A 12,315-nucleotide genomic window follows, 5' to 3' on the forward strand; every position below is an offset into this window, starting at 1 on the left:
TATCACTAAGAACATCAATTGCAATGTTCTTAGATTACATCTTATGCTGACTTTTTGCTTAAGTTGACACCAATGAGCAATGCTGTGCCCCTACCAACGTATTTGTATCATTATTAAAGTGAAACGGTATGAGTCAGTAGTCTAATAGTAAAGAAAAAGGGGGAAATATTCCCCCTTTTTCAGTTAATCTTTTACCCCTTTACAGTCTAATTAGAAATTTGTCAAGTAAAAAATAAGCTATTTTAAAATTTCATGGGTTTGTGTTACACTTTTGAGTTGAAGTGCGGATATAAAATTGCCAGAGCATCCCCATGCACAACAAATTATTTAATAGTAATATCGACAACGCTAACATTGAGAACGATCGCGTTTTGTTAACTCCCAATGAAGTCAAATCAAAATTACCTTTAACACAATTAGCCGAACAAAGAGTTTTAGCATATAGGCAGGAAATAGAAGATATCCTGGATTTTCAAGATCGCCGAAAATTTATAGTAGTTGGCCCATGCTCAATCCACGACCCAAAAGCAGCACTCGAATATTCTGAGAGGTTGAAAATATTGGCCGAGCGAGTCCAGGATAACCTGCTACTAATTATGCGAGTATACTTTGAAAAACCAAGAACAACCGTCGGTTGGAAAGGGTTAATTAACGATCCAGATATGGATGATTCTTTCCATGTAGAGAATGGGTTATTAATTGCACGGGATCTATTATTAAAAATTACAGAGTTGGGATTACCTGCTGGTACAGAAGCACTAGATCCAATCATACCTCAATACATTAGTGAACTGATTACATGGTCTGCGATTGGAGCGCGCACAACCGAATCACAAACTCACCGCGAAATGGCAAGTGGACTTTCGATGCCTGTAGGTTTTAAAAATGGTACTGATGGCAATATTCAAGTAGCTTTGAATGCCCTACAATCAGCTGGAAACCCGCATAATTTTCTGGGAATTAATCAAAACGGACAGGTTAGCGTCTTTCAAACTAAAGGTAATGCCTACGGTCATGTAATTTTAAGAGGTGGGACTCAGCCCAACTTTGATCCAGCAAATGTCAAACTGGTAGAAGAGAAATTAAAACAGGCAAATTTACCACCGAGAATTGTGATTGACTGTAGCCACGGCAATACCAATAAAGACTACAAAATACAAGGTAGTGTCTTAGAAAATATTGTTCAGCAAATAGTGGATGGTAATACATCAATAGTTGGCATGATGCTGGAATCGCATTTGTATGAAGGTAGTCAACCAATTACTGGTAAACAAGAAGAATTAAAATATGGTGTTTCTGTAACTGATAAATGTATTGGCTGGGAAGAAACCGAAAAAATTATTTTGGCTGCTCACGAAAAACTTAAATAAAGACAATAAGTGGAGGCGCACAGATATCATAAGCTGTTGCGCCTTTAATTTGCACTAATATTTTTTTCAATATGATTGTGGGGTGGGCGACACGAGAGCCGGTAGCCCAAGGCGGGCTTTTCGGCCCACCCCACAAGATTGGATAATTTATTTGTTGTCAGTCCCTTAGAGGATGTTTTAAAAGTAGTTTGCTGTGATTTTAGGCACTTATTGATCCCCCCTAGCCCCCCTTAAAAAGGGGGGAACCGGAATTAAAGTCCCGCTTAAAAAGGGGGATTTAGGGGGATCTAAAACGTTTTGTTACCGAGAAGAGGACTTTTAAAACATCCTCTTAGATAAAATCATTTTTCAGACTATTGATAGACCGTGATATCCGTAGAAAGATAGAAAGAATGCTTCAGCCAATCAGGTAACATGAATGTTAATCCTTATAATTGCTGTGTTTATTCAGATTATTTTTCAGTGGTCTTAGTTCTCACAAGTATTACCCCGTTTCTCCTGCGGGGTTTTTCTTTGAATTAGCGATGTCTACGACGAGCTTTGCTTACGCCAGGAAATCTACTAAGCCTGTAATGCCTTAAACCACTTATTCAAAACTGTGCTGATGGTTTTCTTAATCTGATGGTTACGGCTCCACTTCTGGAATGCCATTTCATACTCTTCGCCTTTGGTTTGAAAGGTATTCCAGACATCAAGCCCTATAGGTAATCCGCAGAATAGCAAAATGTACAGCGACCAAGAAATTCCGCCACCAGCGATTAAATCGACCAGTATCAAAAAGCCATTGAAAATTGCATAATTGCCTAGTCGCTTCTGAAATCTTCTGATGCGGTAGGCGTCAAAAGCTTTTCGCTGTTGCACTTGACCTTGTTGTACTAACCAATCACCTTCTGCTAATTTTAAAGACTCAGGTGAAATTTCTAACTCAGTAGCAATTTCTAATATCTGCTGATAAGAAAATTCTGTATCTTTGTCATCAGCTTGACGTGCGATCGCTAAGTGTAGAATTTGTTGTACATCTTCTTGGCTATAATAGCGGATGCTCTTAGGTTCAAATTCCGTCATAACTAATATCTCTTAGTGTTATTTTTAATAATTCCTCGCCCGATAGCCATAACACAGCTACGCCACCATCAACACAATTCGCACTAAATCTACACTAGCAAATTTAGACAGCGCAGGAGGTAGAGATTTCTAGACTGAAAATCTCTATTTAAAGATACTCAAATCACCAGAATCCTTGATAGGCAAGGATTGTAGGTCTTAGTTACCCGTAAACTTAAAATAACTAAAAAATAATTTATAAATTAATACTATGGACTCATTCATAATCTTAGTTGTCAAACGGGAACTCTAATCTTCTAATCTAAGGATGTAATTCAATGGTTGAAGAAAATGGATCGATTCGTACCCTATCGGTTGATATTGGCGGTAGTGGCGTTAAGGCTATGGTTTTGGACATTACGGGGAATCCTGTAACCGAAAGGGCGCGTTTAGATACACCCCAACCTGCTACACCAGATGTTGTAATTAATGCAATTGTTGTGTTAGCAGCTGCTCAAGGTGAATTTCATCGCGTTTCGGTCGGTTTTCCCGGTGTGGTGCGGTCTGGAATCACGGAAACAGCAGTAAACTTACATCCAGATTGGATCGGATTTGATTTGGAAACAGCATTATTAAAACACTTAAACAAGCCTGTACGGGTGATTAATGATGCAGATATGCAGGGGTTTGGTGCGATCGCTCTTAAAGGTGTAGAATTGGTGATTACTCTGGGTACAGGGTTTGGTTCAGCTTTATTTGTGGATGGTAAGCTAGTGCCGAATATGGAAATGGGACATCATCCGTTTCGCAAAGGACAGACTTTCGAGCAGCAGTTGGGGCGTGCAGAGTTAGAAAAAATTGGTGAGAAAAGATGGAATAGGCGTTTAGAAAAAGCGATCGCATCCTTGGAACATCTATTCAATTATGATTACCTTTACATTGGCGGTGGTGAAGCTGTGAGAGTGAATTTACAGCTACCGTTAAATGTCAAACTCATCCCCAATATCACTGGTTTATTAGGCGGTATTGCTTTGTGGCGAGATGAGAAAAGGTAAAAATTTTTTCAGTATGCACTATCCCAGGCAGCAGCAATGTTGTTGGTTAAAAGAAATATTGGTTGAAGTAAAATGAACCACAATGACTGAAATTGGCCTGATGATGACGGGCGTGTTAACAATAAGACAAGCATCTGAGGCCAATTTGCCACAGCAGCAATTATTTCAGATGGAAAATAACGTAAAGCAGTCAAAACAGAGTCAGTTAGAGATAACTGCTAAAGTCACACCACCTGAATTCATGCAGACAGATGGGATTTCCCAGGCTTCTCTCACAGATGTCGCAGTAGAGAAAGAAGATATACTTCAGAAAATCAGCAAAAAGAACCCGCGACTAGTTTTGTCTAACTTAGGTGAGTCTAAGGAGTACTCTCAGTCTGGAGGTAAACTCCGTGCAAAGGCTACAGGGCGGTTCAAGAAGTTTAGTAGCCAACCTCTGCCGACTCTTTATTTCGGTAGCTCTGGTGTTGCTGTCAGTGCCTTACAACGGCTGTTAGTGTCCAACGGTTATGCCGTTAAAGTGGATGGGGTTTTTGGCGCACTGACAGAGACTGCTGTCAAAGCCTTTCAAAATCAGCGGAATTTAAGAGTGGATGGAATAGTTGGTCAACGAACCTGGCAGGCGTTGACAATTTAGTCATTTGTCCTTAGTCCTCTCTTACAAAGTTCTGATCGGAGGAAACCTCCGCTCAGACTTTGCGCTTTGTCATTTGTCCTTAGCTAATAACAAATGACAAATGACAAATGACAAATGACAAATGACAAATGACAAACTAACGATACTTGTGCTGCTCTAATAGCTGTTGCGCTCTTGGCTTGTAAATTAAATAGAACAAAGCCTCAATATAACGCAACAAATCTTCCCGGTTTTCCTTCGAGGTAAAGTTCCAGAAGCCATAAATCCGTGCTAATGATAACAGCTTGGTTGTGTGAATTTTCCAAGTGTAGGAAGTGTAAACTCGCTCAATTCCTCGCTGTGAGATTTCATTCCAAGAGTTAGGGTTCTGTTCGCATTTAGTGATAAAGTCCACTATTTTGGTGGCTGTTTCGTCTAAATTTGTTGGGTTAATGTAAAAGCCATTAACCTTGTCTTGAATAATCTCCAGTGGTCCACCAAACTGTGTGGCAAAAGTCGGTAATCCTGAAACCATCGCCTCTAAAATTGTCAAACCAAAAGCTTCAAATAAAGCTGGTTGTACAAAAATTCCCTGATGATCGGCAATTACTCGGTAAATTTCGCCAGAATCAGTTTTAGACAGGCGCACACCCAACCAACGAATCTTTCCGTGGAGATTGTACTGGTCAATTATTTGGTAAAGTTTGATAATTTCGTCACGTTCTTCGTTGTCGCCTGATTCTTCGACACGTAACTTACCCGCCACCAAAATTAAGTTGCAATGCTCTTGTAATTCTTGACTTTGACCAAAGCATTCAGCTAAACCTGTAAGGTTTTTAATGTGGTCGAGACGCGCCATTGAGAAGAGAGGACGCTTGTTAGGATCGTCGAGTTTGCCAAAGATTTGCGCGGGGTCTTCCAGAGTAAAGAGTGTTTCTGCAAGGCGTTGGCGATCGCTCTCCACTCGGTCTTGAGTCTGCGAGTAAGGGAAATAGTAATTTTCGTTTACTCCCGGCGGTACGACATTAAATTTGGGACTAAATAATTCAATCCCATTCGTTACATGGTACAACTCCGGCATGGTGAAACATTTGTAAGACTCGTACTGTCCCACACTATCCGGTGTCCCGACAATTTCTTGGTAGGTGCTGCTAATAATAAAATTAGCAGCATTCATCGCAATTAAATCAGCAGTGAATTGCAAGGAAAAATGATATTTATCTTCCAAATCTTGCCAGTAGAGGTTACTGAACAAGTATTTAGATTTTTCTAAAGCATGGGCAACATTACATTGGGTAACTTTCAACCGTCGTGCCAGCAAAAACGCCACTAAGTTCCCATCAGAATAGTTACCAACTATTAAGTCAGGTGTGCCGTGAAATTCTGCTCGTAGTTCTCTTTCTGAGTCAATGGCGAAAGTTTCTAGATAAGGCCAAAACTCAAACCGAGAAATCCAGTTTTGAGTCATGTTGGGATTAAATTCCCGCAAAGGTACTCGCAAAATCCAGGCATTTTCGGTACCGTGGACTTTTTCTAGCCGTTGATTACAAAGGGTGCCATCACTGTTGGGAATCAAGCGGGTGAGAATAATTACCTTTGGCTGGACATTCAATCCCTCTAAACCAGCTAGCAGGACATCTTCTTGTAGCTGCTTCTCTAGGCTCTTTGCTTGATCGAGGACATAAACTACTTGACCGCCGGTATCGGGACGCCCCAAAACGCCCTCTTGCCCAAACCAACCGTGAGCTGACACTAAGACGATTTTAAAAATCATCGGAACACGAGAAATAAAGGCTTCTAGTGTCTGGGGATCGGGAGAATCAATCAATTCATCGAGAATATTTAAGGTTTCCCGCACTCGCCCTACGGTGTTACCCCAACCTGGTTCAAAACCCATTGTTTGCAATTGGAGCCGCAATTGTTCGTAGGGTTGATCGTCAGGGCGATTATTAACAAAATCTATAGCTTTCTTAACTTGCTCGGAAAGTTGCTGCTGTGATTGAATGCGATCGTTGATCAGCAGTTGAACACCGTTGTAGTGGTGCAGGCGCAAGAAATTAAATAAGCTGTCCAGCAATTGTTTGGAGTCTTGAAATAGTTGGCTGGATAGATAGCGGTTGAGAAACTGTACCCCCTTACCAATATTTTTCGGGTCGCGGATGACTGGGGTGTAGTCATAGAACGGGCCGAAGTCCAATTCTAGCAGGCCGCCCTCGTTAGGATGAAATTTGTTCACCAAGCGATCGCGCAAATCCAACAGATCCTGCACCGTCATCGGCTCAATACTCAAGTCTGATGTCAACCAATAAACTTCTTGGCTAGCAATCTTAGAACGGATGATGAAACAAAAGTTTGAGTCTTCCTGAATAATTTCCTGAGTATAGTAAATAAGTTTACCTAACTCAGAGGAAGTGTAAAAAGCCTCTGGTTTCTGGGACTTGGAGCAATACTCACTATATACATTAAGTATGTCGTTCCGCAGCAAATACTTCTTTTCTTGTTGGCGTAATTCACTAATAAAGGAACGCAAATCACTTCTTTCTTCACTATCTAAGACTGCTTGAAGCAATTCAGACATAGCAACTCCACTAGATGACGATGTTTGCATTGTTGACTTTCAAGGCGAGACAAATAAGCCTCCACCTTTTCTTAGACCACATATAAACACGAAATAACACAGATAAATCATATTTATCTGTGTACTACAAGTATCAACTTTTCAGATGGCACTTAAATCATGTTCTACTTTCTTTAAAGTATCTATGACTCAGTATTTTTGGATCTAACTAAAGGAATACAATTTTTATTTCTTTTGATAGACGTTAGGAAGTAACTTGCTATCATCTAGGAATCATATTTGATTTCTGAAAAAATTTCGGTAGTCTTGTAGTAGACTGTCTAGGCTAAAATGTTGCAAAAAAATTGTAGGTTGGGTGGAGCTTTGCGTAACCCAACATCCTGATAATCAGTTGGGTTGCGCTCCGCTCCACCCAACCTACGTCTACGTCTAATGCACTATTAAAGCCATGAGGGTCCACTACGCGCATTTCAAAAATCAAATACTAGTCCTATAGCTTTTTCCAAGGGGTGAAACAAAAGTTAATAGTTAAGCTTTCAGCTAAACTATTCATTTGAAGTTCAATGAATTAAAATCAATTTTTATTCTAGTATAGAGTAATTCTTATTTGCCCTAGTTATAATTTCAGCAAAAGTTGTTTAAACTAGGTCAATTTATATGGCTACCAATACACATAAGTTAACAGCTTATGACCACAGTATAGGCAACATCCTGATTATATGTTTACTTGCCTTCTGTGGACTGACTTTTTTCATTCTTCTAGGCATTTTCTAACAATTGAATGTGTGATAAGTAATTAAAGGTTTGTAGTAAGAGGCTTTAACCCTGAAAATAGGGCTAAAGCCCCTTACTACGAGCTAATTTACATCAGTTTTCATGTATTTGAACCACATCTATCGTAGGGGCATAGCACTGCTGTGCCCCTACCTCGTGGTCTATCTACCTGAAAATTGCTGTAATTAAATTTATATTGCGTAACATAGTTTGATTTATTTTTGGACACTTACTTGTAAAAGTTTTTACACTATTGGCGTTGCGTAAGTCCTATTTCATTTAGAAAGTAGATTTGCTTATATACATCAACTTCTTGATAAGATAAGCTAATTAATCATCGTGGGTTTGCGATCCTTTCAAGTCCATGAACTCGCAGATGGCAGATCCTTGCTAAAGTAATGGTTATGAATATTCAGAACCACAACCCATCTTTTATAGGAATATATGGATCAGTATGAAATTATGTAGGGCGAACGATGGGAATTGAACCCACGAATGGTGGTACCACAAACCACTGCCTTAACCACTTGGCTACGCTCGCCATTCAACAATTTCGATTATAGCAATAATTTGGCAAGCGATCAAGTGTTTTTGTTTAAGGAACGGACTCAGTTGATTTAGAGTCTCTGGAATCTAACGATTACAAGGAATTTTACTTGGCAAACATGAAACCCTTAACCATCATTGCATATACTGGAGCAGCAGCAGGACTCGCCGTTTTGGGTGTGGCAATGGCGAAGACCAATCCTAGTCAGGTTGAATATGAAGAATATGCAGTGCAACGGCTGACTAAATACTTAAAAACCGATGTATGTAAAAAAACTACGAATATTATAGAAAATTTAATCCGTTTTAATTGTGATAAGTTGGTTGACTCGGCTAACCCGCAAATCCAAGAAATTGTTACGAGGACTACAGAAAGACAAAATTACATTATTTTTAGCATTTACCGTACAGATTTAAAAATAAATTCTTGGATACCTTCATACAAATTTGAAACAGTGGCAGCCTTTGATCAATTTTATACTTACACTGCTGAACAACAATAAGGTGAGCTGCTTTTTAGAAGGAGTTGCATTTCTGCTAAACTTGTATTGATTTTAGTAAAAATAAGGAAATGTATTTTTCACTTGACTATTAGAGCATTCATAACGTATAAAGTATTTTTTAGATGAGATGATTTCAACTAAAAAATATGTCTAGCAAGCATAGAGCTATTGATCCTCCTAATTTACCTTTATATGAAACAATGAATAAGGGTATACCAGATAACCAATTATATGAATTAGAAAGCTATCAAAATGTACATTTATCAAATTGCCAGATTGAGGGAACGAAAGGAGTAGATTTTCAGTATGCATACTTTGATAATGTTAAATCTATAAATACTTACTTTAAAAAACTTACTCTACAAGATGTTATAATTGCTAAAAGTGATTTTGCCAATACTGAATGGGAAGAAGCTTCACTTAATAGAGTTGAATTTATTAACTGTAGATTGCTGGGATTTCAAGCAATAAAGTCCAGATTCAAAAATGTTATTTTTAAAGGCTGTCAAGGACAATTATCACAATTTAATTCAAGCAAATTTGATCGTGCTATTTTTGACAATTGTATCCTTGAAGATTCTACATTTATAGAATCTTCTCTGATAAATGTAAAATTTATCAATTGCCAAATGAATAATGTTATCCTTGCTGATGCTAAATTTAAAAATACAGATTTTCGAGGTTCTAATATAGAGGGTTTACAAATTAATATAAATCAGCTTCAAGGTGCAGTTTTAGATGTATTCCAAGCGGCTTATATTCTTCAAAGGTATGCAAATGTAATAGTTAAAGCTGTTGATGAAGAAACAACGGATAACGCATAAAAGTTGAAAGTAAGTTTTGATTTGTCGTTGTAAAAGACAACAACTCTAGTACATCAGCCTTCTCTTTATCCGGGTGCATCCCGATTTGGCAGATTTACAGCGCATTTCAAGTTGGTGAGGTACACAAGCAAAGTCTCAAACCCGTGTGTAAAAGCTATTTTACTTCTGAATTCTGACCCCTGAATTCTGAATTCTGCTGTATTTGTAGTCATGCATCTTGCTCGCTGCTATCTATTACGCGAGCTACATATTACATTATGGGATGCTCCCCTGCACGAATGACCTACGGTGTATACACAAGTCAAATTACCCCCCTTAATCCCCCCGATAGATTAGGGGGAAACAGGAAATTTAGTTCCCTCCCCAATCTATCGGGGAGGCTTAGGGTGGGGTAAAACCTTGGTGAATCAGCTATTTCAGACTTGTGTATACACCGTAGGCATGAATGACAGGGGCTTTACGCATCACGAGTCGTAAAATATGAGAATTAGTAACTGAGAGTTCAAGTTTTACCAATGTCATCTGCCTACCTGCTAGTATCTCACGGAAGTCGCGATCGCCGCCCAGAAATTGCTATGCAGCAACTAGCAAAGCTGGTATGTCACAAATTGCCAAAAAACTACAATTCATCAAATAGCGAACATCTGGTTGGGATAGCTGCTTTAGAAATGAGTCCTCAGCCTTTACACGAGCAGATTCAACAATTTGCCAAGAGTGCTTTTGGCGATACCTGCGACGGGCTACGCCTACGCACAATGTCTCAAAATGAAAATCGCCTCAAAATTGTACCGCTATTTCTGCTGCCGGGAGTGCATGTCATGACAGATATTCCCGCCGAAGTAGCACTAGCACAACAGGCTGTTGGTCAAGATACGATCATTGAGTTGCAACCATATTTAGGCTCTCACCCCCATTTAGAGAAATTGCTGTTAAAGCAAATAGCTGCTATAAAAGCAGAAGCATGGATTCTATTAGCTCATGGTAGCCGTCGCCCAGCTTCTGAAGAAACTGTGTCAGCAATGGCGGCGAATTTGGGAACTGTGGCTGCTTATTGGGCTGTACCTCCTAGTTTAGAATCACGGGTGAAAGAGTTGGTAGCTGCTGGTTATAAAGAAATTGCCATTTTGCCATACTTTTTATTCGCTGGTGGAATCACCGATGCGATCGCTGCCTCAATAGAGGAGCTAAAATTACAATTTTCTGCGGTGAATTTCCAATTGGCGCAGCCCTTGGGAGCAAGTGCAGAATTAGCCGAGCTAATTTGGGATTTAACAGATAAATGAACCGCACAGAAAAACAGGAGAATAAGTATTTGGGAAAGGTTTATTTAGTAGGTGCGGGGCCAGGAGATCCAGGACTAATAACCCTGAAGGCGAAAGGTTTATTGGAATGTGCAGATGTAGTTATCTATGATGCCTTAGTCAGTCCAGCAATTCTGGCAATGATTAATCCCCAAGCAGAGCAAATTAATGCTGGTAAACGTGCGGGGAGACATTCGTTGTTGCAAGAAGAAACAACTCAATTGCTGATTGATAAAGCGCAGGATCATGCAATTGTGGTGCGACTAAAGGGTGGCGATCCGTTTATTTTTGGTCGCGGTGGCGAAGAGATGGCAGAATTAGTCAAAGCTGGAATATCAACGGAAGTTGTGCCAGGTATCACATCGGGGATTGCCGCCGCCGCCTATGCAGGTATCCCTTTGACTCATCGGCTATATAGTTCTTCTGTAACATTTGTTACTGGTCATGAAGCGGCGGGTAAGTATAGACCGATAGTAAATTGGAGTGCGATCGCTCACGGTTCCGAAACCATTGTAATTTATATGGGAATTCACAATCTGCCTTATATTGTGGAACAATTAAGTGTAGCTGGGTTGAATTTAGAAACGCCCATTGCTTTGGTGCGCTGGGGTACGCGACCAGAACAAGAAGAATTGATTGGGACTTTAGAGACAATTGTAAAGCAGGTAGAGCAAACTGGATTTGGTGCGCCGGCGATCGCAGTCATTGGACAAGTCGTAAATATGCACAGCATTTTGTCTGGTTGTCGTCCAGTTTGATAGTTGGCACAAAAAAATAAAAATCACAAGTGTAGAGAAAGCAGCTTAGATGGCGGAGTTTTACTCTTCAGTGTCTTTAACAAGTTTAGGGGTTTAAGTTTCATAGCTTCTATCAAGCAGCGCGAATTGAAGCCTAAGCTAAATCCCCGTCACAAAACTTACTTGCGACTTGCGACTTGCGACTTGTTTTAAGTTTCTCGAATCCAAAATGCCAATCCTCCTCCACGACCGCGAGCCGCAATGAAATCTTCCGTCACTAAAAAGAAGCCAAAGAAGGGTAGTTTAGCTATGGGCTGGTTGTAGAAATCTTCTATTTTAACTTTCCCAAAACGGATTGGTCTGTTGTAAATAACACGACCAAACAGACTGATCAGGATATGGTTAAAGTCAAAGCCCAATAAATTTTTCTTAGTTGAATATTGCACTAGCCCGGTGAGCTTCAACAAAACTGGGCCAAATTCAACCTGATTAACAATTTCGCCTCTGCCTGAATCGTCTTCTAAAATGGCATTAAAGGAAACATGGACTGTTATAAACTTGGCTACATAGAAACCCTTGCCTAATAGAATTCCCCCGCGCTCTCTAACTTTCTTAGTGCCAGTCACAAAGGAAAGTTGCCATTTACCTAAAAGAGACTCAAACGGATAAGTTAACCGTTGCTGTTTGGCAGATTTTTCAGCTTGTAGCAACGCATTTACTAATATTTCAGCACTAGGGCGTGTGCCTCTCTGTCCTCGATACGCAGCCGCAGCATGGGATAGCACGGTAACAAAGTCAAATGTCGCTGTAGATGTCAAATCAGCCATCATGAAGGGACTCTTGATTTAACTATTTCTTGGCTTTTCTGATAGATTGTACCGTTATCGGGAATCGGGAAGAAATATTTTTATGGTTGGTTGTAAGATTTTATCGGGATTAAGACCCAAAAACTATTAACCTCTCGTTC

General features: G+C 39.8%; 10 protein-coding genes and 1 tRNA gene. 7 read left to right on the top strand and 4 right to left on the bottom strand.

Going from position 1 to position 12,315, the window contains the following annotated elements:
- Positions 1 to 311 precede the first annotated feature (311 nt).
- Positions 312 to 1,370, top strand: a complete 1,059-nt coding sequence (locus V7K27_RS10770) for a 3-deoxy-7-phosphoheptulonate synthase (protein WP_334946939.1) — start codon at positions 312 to 314, stop codon at positions 1,368 to 1,370.
- Between the two features lie 561 nt (positions 1,371 to 1,931).
- Here the strand turns inward: V7K27_RS10770 and V7K27_RS10775 are convergent.
- Positions 1,932 to 2,435 (bottom strand): 2TM domain-containing protein, encoded by a 504-nt coding sequence (locus V7K27_RS10775; RefSeq protein ID WP_334946941.1) that lies wholly within the window; start codon positions 2,433 to 2,435, stop codon positions 1,932 to 1,934.
- A 317-nt stretch (positions 2,436 to 2,752) separates the two neighbouring features.
- On the opposite strand from V7K27_RS10775, the gene V7K27_RS10780 reads away from it, so the two are divergent.
- Together V7K27_RS10780 and V7K27_RS10785 are read left to right on the top strand one after the other, a co-directional pair.
- Complete coding sequence (locus V7K27_RS10780) at positions 2,753 to 3,469, top strand: ROK family protein (protein ID WP_334946943.1); 717 nt, start codon at positions 2,753 to 2,755, stop codon at positions 3,467 to 3,469.
- Between the two features lie 82 nt (positions 3,470 to 3,551).
- Positions 3,552 to 4,106 carry a peptidoglycan-binding domain-containing protein gene (locus V7K27_RS10785; RefSeq protein WP_334946945.1) on the top strand — a complete coding sequence of 185 codons (555 nt, stop codon included), beginning with the start codon at positions 3,552 to 3,554 and terminating at the stop codon, positions 4,104 to 4,106.
- Positions 4,107 to 4,242: 136 nt separating this feature from the next.
- On the opposite strand, the gene V7K27_RS10790 is transcribed toward V7K27_RS10785, so the two are convergent.
- A complete protein-coding gene (locus V7K27_RS10790; protein ID WP_334947085.1) occupies positions 4,243 to 6,663 on the bottom strand; it encodes a sucrose synthase in 2,421 nt (806 codons plus the stop codon).
- A 1,242-nt stretch (positions 6,664 to 7,905) separates the two neighbouring features.
- Positions 7,906 to 7,978, bottom strand: a tRNA-His gene (locus V7K27_RS10795).
- Between the two features lie 124 nt (positions 7,979 to 8,102).
- Here V7K27_RS10795 and V7K27_RS10800 point away from each other — a divergent pair.
- The 4 genes from V7K27_RS10800 to cobA all read left to right on the top strand — a co-directional run bounded on the left by V7K27_RS10800 (position 8,103) and on the right by cobA (position 11,369).
- Positions 8,103 to 8,486 carry a DUF4359 domain-containing protein gene (locus V7K27_RS10800; RefSeq protein ID WP_334947087.1) on the top strand — a complete coding sequence of 128 codons (384 nt, stop codon included), beginning with the start codon at positions 8,103 to 8,105 and terminating at the stop codon, positions 8,484 to 8,486.
- Between the two features lie 146 nt (positions 8,487 to 8,632).
- A complete protein-coding gene (locus V7K27_RS10805; RefSeq protein ID WP_334946947.1) occupies positions 8,633 to 9,310 on the top strand; it encodes a pentapeptide repeat-containing protein in 678 nt (225 codons plus the stop codon).
- 515 nt (positions 9,311 to 9,825) lie between these two features.
- Complete coding sequence (locus tag V7K27_RS10810) at positions 9,826 to 10,593, top strand: sirohydrochlorin chelatase (RefSeq protein ID WP_334946949.1); 768 nt, start codon at positions 9,826 to 9,828, stop codon at positions 10,591 to 10,593.
- Entirely contained in the window at positions 10,590 to 11,369 is a 780-nt protein-coding gene (cobA, locus tag V7K27_RS10815; RefSeq protein WP_334946951.1) for a uroporphyrinogen-III C-methyltransferase, read from the top strand. Before V7K27_RS10810 ends, cobA begins: the two co-directional genes overlap by 4 nt.
- 188 nt (positions 11,370 to 11,557) lie before the next feature.
- Here the strand turns inward: cobA and V7K27_RS10820 are convergent, their stop codons facing one another.
- Positions 11,558 to 12,178: a hypothetical protein gene (locus V7K27_RS10820; RefSeq protein ID WP_334946953.1), complete on the bottom strand. Its 621-nt coding sequence runs from the start codon at positions 12,176 to 12,178 to the stop codon at positions 11,558 to 11,560.
- Positions 12,179 to 12,315: the final 137 nt, after the last annotated feature.

It is taken from the genome of Nostoc sp., from assembly GCF_036919575.1.
Classification (GTDB): domain Bacteria; phylum Cyanobacteriota; class Cyanobacteriia; order Cyanobacteriales; family Nostocaceae; genus Nostoc.